The sequence below is a fragment of the uncultured Clostridium sp. genome (assembly GCF_963527835.1).
GTDB lineage: Bacteria > Bacillota > Clostridia > Clostridiales > Clostridiaceae > Clostridium.
In genome coordinates this window covers 23,213-41,864 of sequence record NZ_CAURTC010000028.1, presented here as the reverse complement: position 1 = coordinate 41,864, position 18,652 = coordinate 23,213, and the positions used below count along the sequence as shown (strand labels likewise).

General features: G+C 27.4%; 23 protein-coding genes. 2 read left to right on the top strand and 21 right to left on the bottom strand.

Annotated features, from left to right (window positions below; genetic code table 11):
• Positions 1 to 87: 87 nt before the first annotated feature.
• The 8 genes from RYM86_RS13220 to RYM86_RS13185 all read right to left on the bottom strand — a co-directional run bounded on the left by RYM86_RS13220 (position 88) and on the right by RYM86_RS13185 (position 3,969).
• Positions 88 to 210, bottom strand: coding sequence for a hypothetical protein (locus RYM86_RS13220; protein WP_315081041.1), 123 nt, complete (start codon positions 208 to 210; stop codon positions 88 to 90).
• A gap of 227 nt (positions 211 to 437) precedes the next feature.
• Positions 438 to 857: a hypothetical protein gene (locus tag RYM86_RS13215; protein ID WP_315081040.1), complete on the bottom strand. Its 420-nt coding sequence runs from the start codon at positions 855 to 857 to the stop codon at positions 438 to 440.
• A 168-nt stretch (positions 858 to 1,025) separates the two neighbouring features.
• Positions 1,026 to 1,634, bottom strand: a complete 609-nt coding sequence (locus RYM86_RS13210; RefSeq protein WP_315081039.1) for a hypothetical protein — start codon at positions 1,632 to 1,634, stop codon at positions 1,026 to 1,028.
• The gene (locus tag RYM86_RS13205) at positions 1,631 to 2,140 is read right to left on the bottom strand and encodes a TNT domain-containing protein (RefSeq protein WP_315081037.1); all 510 of its coding nucleotides are present in this window, start codon (positions 2,138 to 2,140) and stop codon (positions 1,631 to 1,633) included. Before RYM86_RS13205 ends, RYM86_RS13210 begins: the two co-directional genes overlap by 4 nt.
• A 288-nt stretch (positions 2,141 to 2,428) precedes the next feature.
• The gene (locus RYM86_RS13200; protein ID WP_315081035.1) at positions 2,429 to 2,713 is read right to left on the bottom strand and encodes a hypothetical protein; all 285 of its coding nucleotides are present in this window, start codon (positions 2,711 to 2,713) and stop codon (positions 2,429 to 2,431) included.
• Positions 2,714 to 2,757: 44 nt separating this feature from the next.
• Positions 2,758 to 2,973, bottom strand: coding sequence for an ADP-ribosyltransferase (locus RYM86_RS13195; protein WP_315081034.1), 216 nt, complete (start codon positions 2,971 to 2,973; stop codon positions 2,758 to 2,760).
• A 70-nt stretch (positions 2,974 to 3,043) separates the two neighbouring features.
• A complete protein-coding gene (locus RYM86_RS13190; RefSeq protein ID WP_315081033.1) occupies positions 3,044 to 3,562 on the bottom strand; it encodes a hypothetical protein in 519 nt (172 codons plus the stop codon).
• A 56-nt stretch (positions 3,563 to 3,618) separates the two neighbouring features.
• The gene (locus RYM86_RS13185) at positions 3,619 to 3,969 is read right to left on the bottom strand and encodes a hypothetical protein (RefSeq protein WP_315081032.1); all 351 of its coding nucleotides are present in this window, start codon (positions 3,967 to 3,969) and stop codon (positions 3,619 to 3,621) included.
• 307 nt (positions 3,970 to 4,276) lie between these two features.
• Between RYM86_RS13185 and RYM86_RS13180 the strand changes: the two genes are divergently transcribed.
• Positions 4,277 to 4,441 (top strand): transposase, encoded by a 165-nt coding sequence (locus tag RYM86_RS13180; protein WP_315081031.1) that lies wholly within the window; start codon positions 4,277 to 4,279, stop codon positions 4,439 to 4,441.
• Between the two features lie 331 nt (positions 4,442 to 4,772).
• Here the strand turns inward: RYM86_RS13180 and RYM86_RS13175 are convergent, their stop codons facing one another.
• From RYM86_RS13175 to RYM86_RS13155, 5 genes are all read right to left on the bottom strand, one after another.
• Positions 4,773 to 5,189, bottom strand: a complete 417-nt coding sequence (locus tag RYM86_RS13175; RefSeq protein WP_315081030.1) for a hypothetical protein — start codon at positions 5,187 to 5,189, stop codon at positions 4,773 to 4,775.
• 480 nt (positions 5,190 to 5,669) lie between these two features.
• Complete coding sequence (locus tag RYM86_RS13170; RefSeq protein WP_315081028.1) at positions 5,670 to 6,152, bottom strand: antitoxin YezG family protein; 483 nt, start codon at positions 6,150 to 6,152, stop codon at positions 5,670 to 5,672.
• A gap of 4 nt (positions 6,153 to 6,156) precedes the next feature.
• Complete coding sequence (locus tag RYM86_RS13165) at positions 6,157 to 6,615, bottom strand: DNA/RNA non-specific endonuclease (protein ID WP_315081026.1); 459 nt, start codon at positions 6,613 to 6,615, stop codon at positions 6,157 to 6,159.
• 957 nt (positions 6,616 to 7,572) lie between these two features.
• The gene (locus tag RYM86_RS13160; protein ID WP_315081025.1) at positions 7,573 to 8,061 is read right to left on the bottom strand and encodes a hypothetical protein; all 489 of its coding nucleotides are present in this window, start codon (positions 8,059 to 8,061) and stop codon (positions 7,573 to 7,575) included.
• A gap of 27 nt (positions 8,062 to 8,088) precedes the next feature.
• Positions 8,089 to 8,931: a hypothetical protein gene (locus RYM86_RS13155; RefSeq protein WP_315081023.1), complete on the bottom strand. Its 843-nt coding sequence runs from the start codon at positions 8,929 to 8,931 to the stop codon at positions 8,089 to 8,091.
• Positions 8,932 to 9,237: 306 nt separating this feature from the next.
• On the opposite strand from RYM86_RS13155, the gene RYM86_RS13150 reads away from it, so the two are divergent.
• Positions 9,238 to 10,410, top strand: a complete 1,173-nt coding sequence (locus RYM86_RS13150) for an IS110 family transposase (RefSeq protein WP_315081021.1) — start codon at positions 9,238 to 9,240, stop codon at positions 10,408 to 10,410.
• 78 nt (positions 10,411 to 10,488) lie between these two features.
• Here RYM86_RS13150 and RYM86_RS13145 read toward each other — a convergent pair whose 3' ends face one another.
• The 8 genes from RYM86_RS13145 to RYM86_RS13110 form a co-directional block, all read right to left on the bottom strand.
• Positions 10,489 to 10,986, bottom strand: coding sequence for a hypothetical protein (locus RYM86_RS13145; protein ID WP_315081019.1), 498 nt, complete (start codon positions 10,984 to 10,986; stop codon positions 10,489 to 10,491).
• Entirely contained in the window at positions 10,955 to 11,110 is a 156-nt protein-coding gene (locus RYM86_RS13140; RefSeq protein ID WP_315081018.1) for a hypothetical protein, read from the bottom strand. Before RYM86_RS13140 ends, RYM86_RS13145 begins: the two co-directional genes overlap by 32 nt.
• 551 nt (positions 11,111 to 11,661) lie before the next feature.
• Entirely contained in the window at positions 11,662 to 12,042 is a 381-nt protein-coding gene (gene cdiI, locus RYM86_RS13135) for a ribonuclease toxin immunity protein CdiI (protein ID WP_315081017.1), read from the bottom strand.
• A 770-nt stretch (positions 12,043 to 12,812) separates the two neighbouring features.
• The gene (locus RYM86_RS13130) at positions 12,813 to 13,295 is read right to left on the bottom strand and encodes a hypothetical protein (RefSeq protein WP_315081016.1); all 483 of its coding nucleotides are present in this window, start codon (positions 13,293 to 13,295) and stop codon (positions 12,813 to 12,815) included.
• Between the two features lie 13 nt (positions 13,296 to 13,308).
• Positions 13,309 to 14,010 carry a hypothetical protein gene (locus RYM86_RS13125; protein WP_315081015.1) on the bottom strand — a complete coding sequence of 234 codons (702 nt, stop codon included), beginning with the start codon at positions 14,008 to 14,010 and terminating at the stop codon, positions 13,309 to 13,311.
• Between the two features lie 1,070 nt (positions 14,011 to 15,080).
• Positions 15,081 to 15,464 carry a hypothetical protein gene (locus tag RYM86_RS13120; RefSeq protein ID WP_315081014.1) on the bottom strand — a complete coding sequence of 128 codons (384 nt, stop codon included), beginning with the start codon at positions 15,462 to 15,464 and terminating at the stop codon, positions 15,081 to 15,083.
• A gap of 4 nt (positions 15,465 to 15,468) precedes the next feature.
• Complete coding sequence (locus RYM86_RS13115) at positions 15,469 to 18,237, bottom strand: hypothetical protein (protein WP_315081012.1); 2,769 nt, start codon at positions 18,235 to 18,237, stop codon at positions 15,469 to 15,471.
• Positions 18,238 to 18,263: 26 nt separating this feature from the next.
• Positions 18,264 to 18,650, bottom strand: coding sequence for a DUF4280 domain-containing protein (locus tag RYM86_RS13110; RefSeq protein ID WP_315081010.1), 387 nt, complete (start codon positions 18,648 to 18,650; stop codon positions 18,264 to 18,266).
• Positions 18,651 to 18,652 lie beyond the last annotated feature (2 nt).

Genomic DNA, 18,652 nt, shown 5'->3' with positions numbered 1-18,652 from the left:
GAGGCTGTTTTTAATACTACGCTTAACTATTAAATTTATCATAAACTACTATTCCTTTTTCAATAATAATATTATACCGACATTATCTTATACCATTCCTATTTTTTGTAATATTATTCCAATATATTGTATTAAATTATCATCTGCATCTATTTTCTTCAAAATACAATAAAAATCCTCAAACTCATTTATTATAGGTTGCTCATACATTGAGTAAATACATATCCTTCATAATTTTTTAGGATTTCATTTATTAATTAATCATAACTCATATTTATATCTTGAAAAGATCTTGTCCTTTTTTAATGTCAAGTAATGAGCTAGTAGATGCACCTTCTAACTCTAAATAATATATTCCATTAATATTAGTTGTTATTAAAATTGACAAAAATAAAAAACACCTAAGATGATTAAATCCTAAGTGTTTCTAAAATATATTAATGACTTTTTTTCATCCTAAGAGCATCTACTTCTTTTTCTGTTAATCCAGTTTTTTCTGATATTGTTTTATTATCTAGAATATCTAGTAAATTTTTTGCTATTTCTAATTTTCCTTGCTTAATTCCTTCTTCTCTACCTTCTTCTTTTCCTTTTTGTGTATAATGTAATTTTCTTATTTCATCAACAGTCATTTTCAATACCCCTCCTTTTTTCTTTTTATAATTGTTATATTTCTTTTCTATTTCTGAACTTTGAATTAAAAATAAATACTCTAAAAAATCTACCAATGCTTTTATTTGCTCATTGTTCTTTACTTTATCATAGTTTACTAATTCTTCTGCTAATTTTATTTTTGCTTCATAAATATCTTCGTCTTTTTGTTTTTTATTAATAACTATCCAATTCCTATATTGCATACTTCACTATATATTGTTCTAGTTAAAAGGCCACAAACATTAATGTTGAAATTCTCAACTATAATTTCAAATATAATTATTATTTTAGAGTTTCTTTAATCTCCTGTAATTCTACTACAAAAATTTAAAGATTCATATATTCAATAATGATATACTATTTTTATATTCTTACTTTCTCAAATAACAATATTTTAACTTTTCTTCTATTTCTTTAGGTAGTTGAATTATTGATGTTATATATTTTATTAAATTTTCAAATTCAAACAATAACAAAATATAATTATAGAATACTATTACCGCATTAGAAAATGTACGTCCGCTTACAATGTTAATTTTTTCATTATTTACTCCACAATAATTAATATCATAAAAACCATTAACACTTTCAAGGATAATAGCCCCTCTTTTTAAGTTACCTAAACTGAAAAATTTTTTATTAAATTCTTTTTCTAAAATCTGTATAATTATATCTGAATTATCTTCATTACATTTACTAAGTTCACGCCTAATTAATGTGTTTCCCTTAGGATGTTCAAATATTTTTTTACTTAAAATATATACTCCACAAATTGCTGTATTATAATTTTCAAATTCACAAATTTCAAAACCCTCTCCTCGTTGCACCTCATACAAAGTCCAAGTATTAATATGATTTTTTATTTTAATATAAGTTTCTTGATTCACTCCATAATTAGTTAAATGATAAACTTCTATTCCTAGTTGTTCTTCTTTTACCACATATTCTTTGCCTAATATACTCTTTAATTTCTCTATCATTTTATCAAACCTTCCTTAACTAAATCAGTTACATCTTCAATTAAACCTTTATCTATTAATTCATCTATTGTATAAAGTTTTCCATTTTGATGATATTTAATATACTGTTTTGCTCCCCCTGAACTTCCAAACCATGGTGCTGCCTTACCAGATGTAACCTCAAAATCTTTTATCGTTCTATAATAATAATGGTTTGCAGTTTCACTATGAGGTGCTAATGCTCTTATTTTATAAGCATCTGTTGCTGGTGCAAAAAAATTACCAGTAGATTCACCATATCGGTCTAATAATATACTTGAATCCAATGTTTCATATCCTGTAAATTCTTCAATAAACCCATTATTTTTTGGCCAATTAATATTTCCTGTAGCTTGATTATAATATAAATCATTATTATAGACATCCTTATACTTTAAATATAGCTCATCCTTTGGTGGCCATCCCCATTTAGATAACTTTAATCTCTCATAATTACTAATATTAATGCTAAGAAAGAAAAACTCCAACCGATACCTCATTAGCATCCATTAGAGTTTTTCTATTAGCTTGAATTAGCCATCAAAAGAAGTTTTTGCTGAATCCGCTATGTTTCCTATAGCAACTAACATTAGAACCCTCTTTTGATAACTATTTGCAGTTTTTAGAGTATGTTTTTCCTGTGGTAGTCTCCAAACTTACTACAGAATTATTATTATTCAGTTAATTTTCTTTCATTAATTATTACTTTTACTATATTTATAACTATTTAATTTTTATGAAGTTAATTAATACAAACTTCTGTATACACTTTTAACTTACTTTTTCTTTCTCAATTCATCTAAACTTTTTTTCCTCATTGGTTGAAATTCTATCCTATTATACTCTTCTTTTTCTGCTTTAAATTGTATTCCATTATCATCTTTATATGCCTTAGTATGAATGAAAAAATTGCGTTTAATTTCTTTTGGTATACCATCAGGAAAAGCTAAACAACAATCCCCTTTACTATGAATACAAAAGAAACATTGAGACACATTTTCTTGCTTAACCCCTTTATCTAAAGCCCATCTTTCTATTACTGATGCTGGTTTATCACTCATTATTTACTTACCTCCATTATTACGTATTTATATCCATCTTCTTTCTATGCTTTTACAATTTTATATGTCAAACCTCTTTCTAAAAGAATTTCACTTTCATCTATTCCAGAACTTATAGCATTTATATTAGCCCTATTCGTATTAGATACTTTTACATACGCAAATATGCCTTCATCATCATGTAACATTGCAAAATTATCTGCAGTTGATGGTTTTAAACTTGTAGATCCATACCCACCATCTATATAATTCAATTTCATTGTTTATTTTTCCTTTTAATATAGCATTATCTAGATTTTTTATTGTTTCTCTTTAATATAGTATTTACTCCTAATCCTCATAAAACCATGTCTCTTTTATTTCACTTTCATCTTCTACTAAATGAAAATTTTCAACCCATTTATTTTTCCTAGAAATATGACCTATTAGCAATCCACTAAATCCTGTCTCCAAAAATATATCTTGTACTATAGTATTATTTATACATACACACAACTGCAATGCCTCACAAATTACTTTGTCCTGTTTTATTACAACATTAATTCCTCCTAATTTCTTTATGTAATAATCATACACTGGATAGTCAAAAACAAAATCATTAATACTGCCTCTACATATCTTTTCATCTAAATCTACTAAATATTCTATTTTGTCAACAATTGTAACTTCAATTTTTGAATCACCATCAACACTTTTTAATTTTATATACCCTTTTTCCATTTCTATAAATATATAAGTAGAATCCATTACAAATTCTTCAATATCTTCACTATCATCAATAACTCCATATCTCCACAAATGCCTTATTGTACCCCTAAACAAAGATTTAAATTCATTTAATATATTCATACATGTCCTCCTAATAAAATATTTAATCCACTATACATAATATTTTAAATTAAGTATTACTTATTTATCATAAATGTATCAATCGTTTTTGCTAAACCAGTGTCGCTATCTTCTAACAAAGTAACCCATTCACCATCAGTTTTTGTAGCAACAACAAGTCCTTCTCCTTTATATATATTCCAAACAGGTCTATTTTGAATACCAGTACTTTGACCTACATATTTAAATGTTCCATTATTGATAAGTTCAGATATATCATTCAAAAATTCTGGCCCATTTGCTTTTAATTTTGAATACTTTTTTCCTGTGATATTTTCTAATAATTTTCTATATCTTTGAAAATGATTTTTAAAATTAGGCCCTGCTGTTACTTTAGGATTACTTATCCCCTGGTATGATAAGCTCATACAGATTAAATAATAGTCATTTCAAAAACTCTAATTATTATTCTTAATGATCTCTTGAGTAATTTATTCTATTTTTATTGTTTAATCCCTCTAATTTTGAGACCATATTCCCGTATAGATAGAGGTTTACTTACGTCCCCTTGAGGCATCTTTTAACCTCGTCACTAAGACTGTTACCTTATCTCTGCGAGATATTGCGTATAAGCTGGATATTGATTATATTATTATAATTCATCGTATATCTAACCAGGATGTAACTTGCATTGCACTGAGGATTCTATATAAATATTTAAAGGAGATGTTTTTAATGTATATTGTTGGTATTGATATTGGTAAAAACAATCATGAGGCTACTATAATTAATGAAACTAGCATTATCATCGGTAAGTCTATTAAATTTACTAATTCTCATAGCGGAGCTAATAAACTTATTAAACAAATTAATAAATTAATGTTTTGTCGCTTTCTTTAACTTTGAATATTTTCTTATTTTTAAATTTCTATTATTTTATACTTTTTTCATAATCCTCTAAATGCATTTTGAACTTCTGTACTAGTTCATTTATCATTCTTATTTACTCCTTTCAATATTTTAGACATAGAAAAAAGGCTAACGCCTTTTGTATCAGCATTAACCTTCATTAATTTTTACTTTTTACATCTTACTTCATTATGATAATTATGCAGTATGTCTTTTATATCTGATTTAGTAAATTATATTGAAATACTACTTTTTATAAAACTTCATGCATGTTCACAAATTTTGTAGTTACTTTAAGCAATATTATGCACTTAGAATATTTTTATTCTTGTAATTTTCTAATAAAATCCTCAAATATTTTTCGTGTAGCTATACCGCATTTGGGAAGTATTTTTTCAACTCGTTGCATGATTGTTTTATCCCTTGATATTATCCCTATATTATTTGAATTAGCGATACATCTTAAAGAATCAATGCATGTTTCAAATAACTCATCATTATCTATACTAGAAAGTAAAATCAAACTTTTTATTATGACTGCATCATTAATATCACTATCAGCACAATAAGCAAATCTAATTTGCCATTCCATAGATTTTGAAAGAATGTTATCTAATAACTTTTCACAATCATATTCATTAAATCCCGCTAAAATCTCTCTAGCAATTCCAAAGCCCTCATCATACCAGTAATCATCTGTAAAGTAACCTGATAAATATTCGTCTAATTCTTCATACATATTAATTTCCCCTAAATAATAATAAATTTTCTTTTAATAGATACCTTCTATGAATAAGTATTCCTCTAATTTTTCAAGTGTTATTGAAATGCTGCTAGAAGTCCAGATGCTTCTCTACCTGTCGGTTAACCACTAGTTACAATATTTCCTTCTAAATAATCTTCTACAAGCTTTATCTTAACTTGTGGTAATATATTAGATTTTCTTCTCATAATAAAATGCTCCCTCTATAGTTACAGTTTTATTATTTTAACTGTCTACTATAAATGGAGCATATCATTTCAACATCTATTGGATTTATCAGTGATTTAAATTTTTCTTTTTCTACACGCTAGCTACAGAATTATTATTTTACATTTAATATTACTCTATACTTATTGTTTATTATTAATACTTTTATTTAATTTATAAGTTATATAATTCTTATATTTTATTTTGTAGTTAGTTTAAATAGTATTTTGCAGTTAATTTATATTTCCACTACTCATCATCTTTACTATTCAAGTATCTATCTATTATTTCTTTATGATTTTCATTAGTAGGTTCAATACCTAGAACTTCATACTCCCATATTATTTGTCTTTCTCCTGATAAAAATGGAGATTTTAATATATCATCATAATTAAATTTAATATTAAATTTTCCACTGCTATCTAATAAAAAAGTAAGATTAGTCCATTGCTTATCATTATTTTCTTTATATTCTACATGCAAACCAACAACTAACTTCACTAATTCTCTTAATAATTGACGATATATTTTTTTATCAACATTGTAAGTCTTAGGAATATCATGTCCATACACTATATGGCTGCTAGTCATAGAATCAAAATAGAAATATACTTCTCTAGAATCCTCCAAAACTTCTCCATATAAATATATTTTACTCCATTCATCTGGTATTAGTTCATTTAATTTGTTAGCAATTTCTCCATAAATAATTCCCATCTTCTTTGTTTCCATTATACTAACCTCCTACTTGATTTAATATTTCTATAAATTTAGTCTTCATTCCTTCTATTCTATATTCTACATCAAAACTTACTGGTCTTGAATTTCCTGGCTCATATATTGATTCAATTTTAACATAGACACTTTTAGGTGGATTTTCTTTTAATGCATTAGCCCACTCCGTCTCCATATTGTACCATTTCCCACCTGCTCTATTAATTTGAGAATTCATAGGTACTAGATTATCTATCTTTCCTGAGCCTAAAAATTGTGAACCAATTAAATGACCACCATCATCGTCTGGAAGTCTGTAATCACCACCTACAGTTCTTTGTGCATACAAACTTCTTTTACCATCTCCAAGCTTTAATGTTCCTTCTACTTCTTCTATGGCTCCCGAACTATTAGTTTTATATTTATATCCTTCCTTTGTAGTATATTCAACATCAGGTTTTAGTACTTTTTTACCATTCACTCTAGTATATTGATTTCCATGTTTTACTTCTTCAACAGTTTTACCTGCCGCCTTAGTTTCATTCCCTTGAACTTTATTTTCTATATCTTTACCTTTATTATTTGAACTACTTTCTTTCTCATAATCTTTCTTATTAGCAGCATTATTATTTTTATCTGTTTCTTTAATACTTCCATTATTTGAACCTTTTGAAAAATTATAAACTCCAAGCCCTAGTTCTGCTCCACCAATCCCAGTTCTTACTGCTACACCTATATCAGCTATTTTAACAGAGGTAGATGTAGATATAGCTAATGTACCTTTTGTACTAAAGAACTAAAATATAATTCATTGATTTTTTTCTTATCTAAATCCAATATCAATATAACATCTTGCTTTTGTTTATCAGAAATAACAAATTAATATCTACATTTTTTATCCGCTTATTTCATATACCTATTTATATTTTTTGTTTTCAAATTCTATCTAGGTCATAAGTTTATCACATTTAGGTCATATTAAACCGTTGATACTACCGGTTTTGGTCGCAAGTGCATACTTTCAATCTAATTTTATTTTACTATTTATTGTTGAATATTTTTTCTATAACTGAATTGCACTCAAACTTAGACCTATACACCCAACCCATTGATTTTACTAAGTTTTCTGTGTCCAAATCACACCCAATCTGCATCCATATTGTGTCCATGTTAACTATTAGAAAAAAAACTCCAACCGATACCTCATTAGCATCCATTAGAGTTTTTCTATTAGCTTGAATTAGCCATCAAAAGAAGTTTTTGCTGAATAATGCTATGTTTCCTATGGCAACCAGCATTAAAACCCCCTTTTGATAGCTATTTGCAGTTTTTAGAGTATGTTTTTCATGTTGTAGTCTGTAAACTTACTACAGAATTATCATTATGCAGTTAGATTAATATCAAAAATGCATAATATTTAATTTATTAACCATTAAAATTATAGAATTTTTATTCCATAGTTTTTAATATTTATTTTATTTTCAATCTGCATAGCTTCCCATAGTCCTTCTTTTAAGGACTCACCTTCATATTCCTTAAGTACTTTCAAGTCATCTTTATATATATCAAGTGCTTTTTTTAACTCTTTATTTATTTTATCTTTATTTATTTTAAATGATGATTTATTACTTAACTCCATTCTTAATTGATAACTCAGAACTGAAAATACAGCATATACTCCAATACCTGATTTCCACGTTAACCAATCTAGTAATGTATTCTCTAATTTTAAATCCACCCTTTTTTCAGGTTCATCAATATAGTAACTATATATAGCTGACATTGCAGGTGATAAATTTAACATAGTATTGCCAGGAGCGTAGGGATTATATCCTAATCTATACATCCCACTTCCGCTTAAAAATTCATCAATCTCATTTCTTTTTATTGCAATTAATAACCCTTCCCTATTTAATTTCTCATTCATCTACTTATAGTCTCCTCTACTTTAAAACTATCTCTTTACATTATTAATAATTGTATTATATAATTTTGGATAATTGTCCCTTGTAATTTGCTTAATTATGCCTTCCGTAGTTCCACCTATTGTTTTTCCTCCTGGAATCCATTGATAATTACAGCCATCTTCAATTCCATTTACAATGTGTAAATTAATATCACTATCTAAAGGCACTTCAACCCTTACTACACCATTAGCAAAAACATCTTCAGGCAATCCTAATTCCTTAGCAAGTTGTACTTTGAATTCAGATGTAGAATTTGAAATAGAACCTAAATCAGCTAATTTACCTTCAATAGAATCACCAATTTTTTGTGGGAGTACAAATTGCCTACCATTCTCCCCTGGTCTGCCTATTGTTCCATATTCTAAAACAAAATTTTCATAAGCATCTTTAGGCATATAACTTAGTACAACTTTACTGTCATTCCCATAAAATGTTTCATTCCAATTTTCAATCAATTTAGTATTTTCTAATGATTTTAAGTATTCTTCTGGATTTCTAGTAGCTTTATCTTGATTTAATATTTTATAGTAATCTTGAGCGTTATACCCATTCTCAACACACTCACTCAATCTAATATCAGATAATTTTAGTAATTCATTAGCATTATCTTCTATATATTTCATAGAATCAGAATCTGCCATAATATTAGATTTAAATTTATCTATCATTGACATTTTTTCGTCCCATGAAATATTATTTAAATCAATTTTTTCTTTTTTAGAATATTTGCTTAATTTACTCCATGCGGTATCATCAATTACACCATCTTTTAATTTTTCATAATATTTTAATCTTTCAGCTTCACCTATCCTCTGGTATGATAAGCTCATACAGATTAAACAATAATCACACCAAAAGCTTTAATTATTATTCTTAATAATCTCTTAAGTTATTTATTCTATTACTATTGTTTAATCCCTCTTATTTTGAGACAATATTCTCGTATAGATAGAGGTTTGCCTACGCCCCCTTGAGGCATCTTTTGACCTCGTCACTAAGACTGTTACCTCATCTCTGCGAGATATTGCGTATAAGCTGGATGTAGATTATATTATTATAATTCTTCGTATATCTAACCAGGATGTAACTTGCATTGCATAGAGGATTCTATCTAAAAAAACAAAGGAGATGTTTAAATGTTTATTGTTGGTATTGATATTGGTAAAAATAATCATGAAGCTACTATTATTGATGAAACCGGCGCTATCATCGGTAAATCAATTAAATTCATCAATTTACATAGTGGCGCTAATAAATTAATTGAGCAAATTAATAAAAATATTGGTGATTCACAAGTTATTTTTGGACTTGAAGCTACTGGGCATTATTGGCTTTCTTTATATTCATTTCTTTTAGAAAAAGGTTATGTAATTAATGTTATAAATCCTATTCAATCTGATAGCTTTAGAAATCTTTACATACGCCAAACTAAGAATGATACAAAGGATTCCTTTATCATTGCTGAAGTTATTAGATTTGGAAGGTTTACAAATACACAATTAGCTGATGAAAAAATTCTTTCTTTAAGGCAATTATGTAGATATAGACTTTCTTTGGTTGATAGTGTTTCTGAACTAAGATGCAGGATCATCACTGTGCTTGATCAAGTTTTTCCTGAATATGAAAAGTTATTTTCTGATACTTGGGGAATAAGTTCTAAAAAGCTATTGGAAAAATATCAAACTCCTGAAGAAATTCTTGAAATTGATACAGATAAATTAGCCGAATTTTTAAGAGAACATAGTCGAGGACAGCTTGGCCTTGCCAAAGCTGAAAAAATACAAGACGCTGCTAAGAATACTTTTGGAATAAAATTTGCTCAAGATGCTTTCAAATTTCAACTTAAGCAACTAATAAAACAAGTGCTTTTTATAGAAGAGCAAATTAAAGACTTAGATGTAGAAATTGAATTTTATTATACTAAATTTGGTTCACATCTTGAATCTATTCCCGGAATAGGTAAAGTTACTGCTGCTATTATTCTTAGCGAAATTGGTGATATTAAAAGATTTAAAAGTGCTAAAGGCCTAGTAGCTTATGCTGGTATTGATCCAACAGTTAAACAATATGGTCAATTTTTAGCTAACAATAATAGAATGTCAAAGCGGGGTTCTCCTTACCTTAGAAGAGCTTTATTCCTATGCTCTTCAACTTGTACCTTACACGAAAGTCCTCTTAATGATTATTATTTAAAGAAACGTAGTGAAAGTAAACACCATCTCACTGCCGTGGGAGTGGTAACTCATAAACTTACCCACATTATTTATGCTATTTTAAGAGACAATAAGGACTATGAACCTATGTCATAATCCTTATTAAAATTTACATATTATATTTAGCTATTAAAAAATTTTATATTTCTGATGGCTTATTTATTATGCTTCAATTTATACAATTCTTAAATAATCATCTTCACCCTCACCATCTAAATCATAAATTGCTTCATATTCTGCAAACGTACTTTCTTCATATTCTAGTCGTACTTTTGCAGAAATATATTTACGCTCTTCATTCTCAGCAATGTGCCACATATTTATCACATATGAAACACTGTGAAATTCGTATTTCACTTTATCAAAATCCATATCTTTAAATAATTCGTTAAAATCTTCTTCATCATCTTTCTTATATTCACTTAAATAGAATTCTAAATTCTGCATTACCATTTTCTTTATATCATGATCTTTTAACCATTGTTCTAATTCCATTATTAATACCTCCAAATAAATCATATTAATGTAATCTTTATCAAAACACTCAAAAATCATTTTTCTACTGCTATCTTTATACCCATAAATTCTAAAATCCCCATACTCCTTATTTTTAACTTTTATTTCATGTGTATATTTACCTTTATAAGATTTTCCCTTTAATGGCTTTATCAAAATTTTGTCCTTCTGTTCCAACTATTCCTTTATTCATTGCTTTTTCAAAGGCATCAACGCCTTTTTGGCCCCACTTTTTCTTTATAGATTTTATAGCTTTTTCAGAAATTTCGCTTGACTTCACATAGCTGGTCTTATTAACTCCTAATATCTCTTTATTTAATTCATTAAGTATCTTTTCAGCCTTTTTAGAATTAGCTACTTTTTCTGCTGTATTTAATTTTTTAATTTTTGAAAGTTTAAATAGTCAATTTAGAAAAATGGCAAAAACTAAACTAATATTTTCTAATGGTGATAGCTTATTAATATGTTATACCTATCCATTGATTGTGCAGCAAAGGAATGTACCATAAGTTATACATATTGGAATTTAGTTGTTAATTAGCTTAAAATTGTATTTAGTGATATTCTAGATAAAACATCTTAAGAAAAAGAACTTTAAGTTAGGATATTCCTAAAATTAAAGTTCCTTAAAAATTATTTCTAAGAAGAAAATTAGAATACACAAAAATATTTACAGCCTCTCCTTATTTTTCATAAATCAAATTTTATTCTTAATACCTAATTAAATAATTAGTTAATTCTAACTTCTAATTATATTGCATATAAAATTTATTATCATTTTCAAAAATAATATAATATTTAATACTTAATAAAGTCACTAATTTTTTATATTTACTCTATACCATATGCCTCTTCTATTAGTAAAAGTTTTTCTTGCACTATTTCCTTTTTATTCTCATGCTTTTCAATATAAAACTCACATGTAAAATATAAATATAAATACAACTCATCATAATCTATAATATCATAGCAGTCATCACCTGCATAAAATAAGACTTTATTTTCTCCAAAGTACTCATCATCATCTTTCTCATAGTCTTCTGAATAAATTACCCCTAAGATTTGGTTCCTTTCAGTTTCTTTACTTTTAAATTTTTCTAAATGTTGTAAAAATCCACTTCCATTTACATATGAATTTAAGACATCAATAACTGTACCTTTATCTAAATAATTCTTCTTCATTTTCTCATTAAACTCTTTGTATTCATACATAACTATTCCCCCTATTAGCATAAAATATTAAATTTATTTATATCTTCTAAATTATCCTAAATATAATTTTTTATTTTTAGTGCTTTTATATCTATTATCTTTTTCTCTAAGCATTACTTCGTAGTAAAAGAAATCTGTATCATGTAAGTCAATTCCTAAAGTTAATACCTTATGATATTTTTCTAAATCTTTACTTGCCTTATAATTAACTTCATTATTTAAAGCATAAAATTTTAAACTAGGCTTTCCAAAATAAATTATATTGCTTGTCTATGCATATTATTGCTATGAATTCCATTAACTTTTAAGTGTAATTATTGAGCCTAGGTCTTCCTAGCTTATCAAGTTATACATCTCTTTTATCCTTGTTTTACTGAATCTTAAATGTATTAGTATTGATTAACTATGATTTCCTTTATCAATTAAATGTATTACTTTAGCTATTAGAAAATATTTTATCCCTTACACTTTCTATAAAAAAATATCGACACTATTGAAGTATCGACATTTCAGTTAAAACTATATTTTCTTTTAATTTAGATGAAAAGGGGTTAAGGTAGTAGAATTTTTAAAAAGTATTTTTTATCTCATCAACTAAAATTACTTTTTAAAATTGTCTACCACTCTTCCCCCTTTACCCACTACTCACTGCTTTATTTAGATTATGCAGTAATCTAATCTTTATATTTTATTAACATCACTATACTATGTTAATTTAAATTATTATAAATTGAGTTAATATCTAATTTTGCATTTAGTTATTCAATAATTTAATGTAAATTTAACTTTATTTTTTGCTCCTCTGCTAGTTTTCTATAAGGCTCCAATAAACCTATAATTTTTTCAATAAATTCACAATCCTCTATTAATCCATTGTTTTCATTTATCTCTTTAAATATTATATAAAAGTTTTGAATTTCATGTATAGATGAACTAGAACTTATATCATCTTCATCACTTAGTCTACTAATTAATTCATATAAGCTTATTCTTTTTTCTCTATATAACATATAGTAATATCCAGCTACAACATCCTCTTGTAAAAATTCATTATTTTGATAATACGATTCTTCCATTCTTTTTTCATATATAGCTTCGTATAACTCATCTGTATCTTTAGCTAATGAAACATTATATACCCATTCTTCAACATCATCATTATTTAGTATTTCTTCATCAGCCCATTTTTGCCAATCTGATTTTGAATAATAACCGCTTATTACTGCTATATATATATAATTTGCTATTGTCATTTACTCACCTCTCTTATGGTGTATCAGGATGTAATCCTGGAACCCCGTCACCATGTTGTGCTGGATTGTTATAAGGATTTGAATGATGATGAGGATTTGTATGGGATGGAATATCAGGTCTACCATGATCAGTATAATCATTATTACCTATTCTTCTTCCATATTTATCAAATATAGTTTCTCTTATATACGTTTCTCCAGTCTTACTATTAATCTTTACATCTTTAATACTTCTTTCTCCTGGTACTGTATATAATCGTTGCCTTGTATTAATGTTTTTTCCATTCATCACTTTATATACAAATTCTCCATTTTCTTTTACTTTGTCAATTGAACCCGCACCTTGTTTCCAATATGCTTCATATCTAGCTGCTTCTGCTGGCTCCATCATATCAACAAAAGTTTTTCCAGGGTTACTTACCCCCTTAGTATTCTTTAATCTATTTAATTCCTCTATTGTATTTACTGTATTTTTAGTTTTATTGGCAATTTTATCACCAAATTTTAATATATTTTGTGCTTTACCTGAAAATTTGGCTAGTGATATTCCAGATCTAGCAATGTTTATTAGCCCATATCCTGCTATTACAGTATCAATCAAAATTAAGCTAACGCTAGTAACTTTGCTTACATTATCAAATACATCTTTGTTAGGTGCTTTTTCTCTTAATTTATCATAGTCTTCAGCATCTCTTCTATCATCTTCTGCATACATATCCCTTAATTTTCTGTTAGATTTAGAATCAACTGCACATTGATCATAGTTTAATCCTAAGACTTTTTCTCCAAACTCTAAACCAGCATCTCTTGCGAATGTACTGAATTTTGATATTCCCCCACCTAGTGCATAAAAAGCACTTTTTAACGTTGATTTACTCTCATTTCCAGAACTTCCCGACTTATCTATTGTAGAATTATTATTTTTATCTGTTTCTTTGCTACTTCCGTTATTTGAACCTTTTGAAAAATTATAAACTCCAAAACCTAATTCTGCTCCACCAATCCCTTTTCTTACTACTACATCTATATCATCTATTTCAACAGAGGTAGATGTAGCTAATGTACCTTTTGTACTAAAGAACTAAAATATAATTCATTCATTTTTTTCTTATCTAAATCCAATATCAATATAACCTCTTGCTTTTGTTTATCAGGAATAACAAATTAATATCTACATTTTTTATCCGCTTATTTCATATACCTATTTATATTTTTTGTTTTCAAATTCTATCTAGGTCATAAGTTTATCACATTTAGGTCATATTAAACCGTTGATACTACCGGTTTTGGTCGCAAGTGCATACTTTCAATCTAATTTTATTTTACTATTTATTGTTGAATATTTTTTCTATAGCTGAATTGCACTCAAACTTAGACCAATACACCCAACCCATTGATTTTACTAAGTTTTCTATGTCCAAATCGCACCCAATCTACATTCATATTGTGTCTATATTAAATCTTAGAAAGAAAAACTCCAACCGATACCTCATTAGCATCCATTAGAGTTTTTCTATTAGCTTGAATTAGCCCTCAAAAGAAGTTTTTGCTGAATTCGCTATGTTTTCTATTGCAACTAGCATTAGAACCCTCTTTTGATAACTATTTGCAGTTTTTAGCGTATGTTTTTCCTGTGGTAGTCTCTAAACTTACTACAGAATTATTATGCAGTAACATCATAATTCACTCATTTTCTTAATATATTTATTTAAAATTATTTTTTACATTTAGTGAATAAATTTAAATTTTTTCATTGAAAAAAGAATAAGTTTTGCAGTCAGCTTTCTATTCTATACGCTCTATTATTAACTTCATCCCTTCTTTTTCCATTTTATTTCCTAATGCTTTCATTTCAATTGCTGTTCCCTCAAATGTTATTAATTCCTCTTTCTTCAGTTCCTTTATTTTTTCCATTGAATATAAATATTTTTGCATTAAAAACTTTAAACATTTTATTTTATCATAACATTTTAGTTGCCATAAACCACTTTCCTGTATTATCTCATTTCTAAATTTTTCTGGAGTTATAGTGCTATCCTCGTCTCTAGAAAAACCACATTCACAATTATACTGCATAAAGAATAAAACTTCTCCTCTAGATATTGTCTGATTATAATTTACTTTAATAATTTTCTTACACATTGGGCATTCACATTTTAAAAAAGGCATTTTATCACTCCCACCATTTTTTAGTCTCTTTTGCTAGTTCTAATATTTTATTATACGTTTCCTCTGTAGGATTATTTTTCCACATTTCTACAAATTCAAGAAATTTTTCTTTTTCCACAACAACTCCTCTTGGAGGATGATGTTGAAGTACTGATTGGTATTCTCCTCCATAAACTCCGTCCATTTTCAATCTATTATGTAATTCCTCATGTAAGATTGTATCAATTAAATCATTTCTATTTGAAAATTGCATTTTACCAATCTGAGAAATTGGTCCCTCATCTGTAATCTGAGATATACCTGATGTTAAAAATGGATTATATTGTGGAGTAACACTTAAATTAATATCTTTCAAATCTTCCTTCATTATTGCTGTAATTGCTTTATTTCTTGCATTTGTACCTTTACCTATTACATGAGATAAATCAGATGCTACTGAGTAAGGCGGCTCATGAAGAACGATATCTTTTGGATAACCTATATGTCCTATTGGTGCTCCAATTCTAGCCATTTCTTCACTACTAGCATAACTTACCCCCTTATTAACTCCAAATATCTCTTTATTTAATTCATTAAGTATCTTTTCAGCCTTTTTAGAATTAGCTACTTTTTCTGCTGTATTTAATTTTTTAATTTTTGAAAGTTTTCCACAATAGCTTGCTGCTCCAATACCACTATCTAATAATGTTAACGCTTCTAATCCTATTTGAGTGGCATCAAATGTTTCTTTGTGGGGCGATTCATTTTTTAAATGTTCATGCAATAAATCAGATGGTTTTCCTTTTTGTTCTTTTATCCAGTCAAAATAATTAACAATTTTATTATTTGTAGATTCATCAAAAATTCCTCTTGTCATTACATATTTGTATGCATCAAATGCTGAATCTGATGCTGAATCTAATGATGTATTGACAAAATCTAAAGCACCATATCCCATACTTTTTATTGCATCCTTTGATGAATTATGCTCTTTATAATTACTCTTATCATATGCTTTAAATGCACTTACTCCTCCAGCACATGGTGCTGACTTGCCTGCTTCTCCTAAAATATATTCACCATCTAATGATTTAAGTTTTACCATTGTTCCTTCTTTATATTTCTTAGTTGCATCAAAAGTTGCTATATCCATTCTTTTTTCTAGCTCTGATCCTGACATTGGAATTCCCTTATAAGTTTCAGGCATTTTATTAATTTTATCATTCTGCATAACAACATTTAGCATTACATTACTACCAAGAATACTTAGCGATAATAATTCATTTTTGTATTCAAGTTCTGCTAGTGCTTCAGCTACTCCATTTTGTGGATCATCATCTGTAAATGGTTCATATGTTTCTCTACAGCTTCCATTTTCATATACTGCATTACTTTGATTATAGCATTCTCCTTCAAGAGAAATATAGCTTGATTTACTCTTTTGAACTACTACTTTATTACTTCCACTAATTGATACATTTCCACCACTTAAGCTTATTCCTCCTGAAGCTCCTAAACTTAAATCACCTGAACTGCTTATATTAATTCCATTTTCATCATTTAAGTTTACATTCATTCCACCTCTATAGAAATTAATAGCTCCTGGTAATATATCTAAATTATTTCCACTTTCAGTTGAAAAGTGTCTATTGTTTGTATTTGAAATTTTAGTGCAACTACTTCCATTTTTTCTTACGCATCCAGTTACAATAGGTTCATCATATCTATTAGGAAAATAGAGCATTACATTTTCTCCAATGTTTGGCATTGCATACATTATGTTTCCTGTTGGTGGGGCATACTTAAACCATGATGCTTTGCTTATATCTTGACTTTCATCTATATTTAAATGAAGTTTTACTTTTTCTCCATCTACTGCAAGAACTTTTCCTTCTATGGATATACCATTTAGTTTTTCATTGTATATATTTTCTTGCCAAATTCCATTTTTTCTACAAAGCCTATATTTATATATTAATTCTCTATTATGCATTTGTCCATAATATTGATTTACATAGAAATCTCTTTCTTTAAAGTTTATTAAATCTCCAATATTCATTTTTTCTCTAAGCATTACTTCATAGTAAAAGAAATCTGTATCATGTAAATCAATTCCTAAAGTTAAGACTTTATGATATTTTTCTAAATCCTTACTTGCCTTATAATTAACTTCATTATTTAAAGCATAAAATTTTAAACTAGGCTTTCCAAAATAAATTATATTATTTAAATTTACTACATCACAGATTAGTTCTAAACCTAGATAGCTTCCTATTCTTTTTAAAAATTCATAATCGGTTTCTTTATATTGAAATAATGACTTTTCAATACTCATAGGTTGGCTCATACATTGAGTAAACCCATATCCTTCATAATTTTTTAGGATTTCATTTATTAATTCATCGTAACTCATATTTATATCTTGAAAAGATCTTGTCCTTTTTTCAAGATCAAGTAATGAACTAGTAGATGAACCTTCTAATTCTAAATAATATATTCCATTAATATTAGTTGTCTTAACATTTTCTATTATTCCATTAAATATTATTGTTATTTTTTCTTCATTTGTTGTATTTTCATTATTATTTAAGTCTGTGTTTTCTTCTATTTCTTCATAAACACATATTTTATCATTGGTGGAAGCTTCTATAGAATACTTAAAATTTACGCTATCATCTATTAAGCATTTTAAATATACTTTTCCATGTTCATTAGGTTTACAGGAAATTTTAATATCTTCTATTTTAAGTATTTTGTATGGGCATTCTACTTTTAGTTTTTTTATTGCTTCCATAATAAATTAAATCCACCCCCTTACTATTAGTCGTTTTGTCCACTAGTTACAAAAGTTATATTACCACCACGGCAACAATATATTACCGAATCCGTCGTAAGTGCTGGTTCACCCTCCACTATAGTATCACCTTTAGTTTTTATCCAATCATGAACTATTTGTGGTACACACTTTATGCCAGTTTTTAAATTTCCATTATCGTCTATTACTGTTATTTCAGTTTTTTCTACAAAACATCCTCTTTCTTCACATACTCCAAAATAACTTATATTTTGTTCTGTATTATCCTTTTTATTTAATATTGGTTTATCATTTGCATAACTTCCATGGCTTACAGGAAGGTTTATCTTTCTTTCATTACTTCCTTTATTACATTTCATTTTTGATCCTCTTACGACATAGTAAACTGCCATAC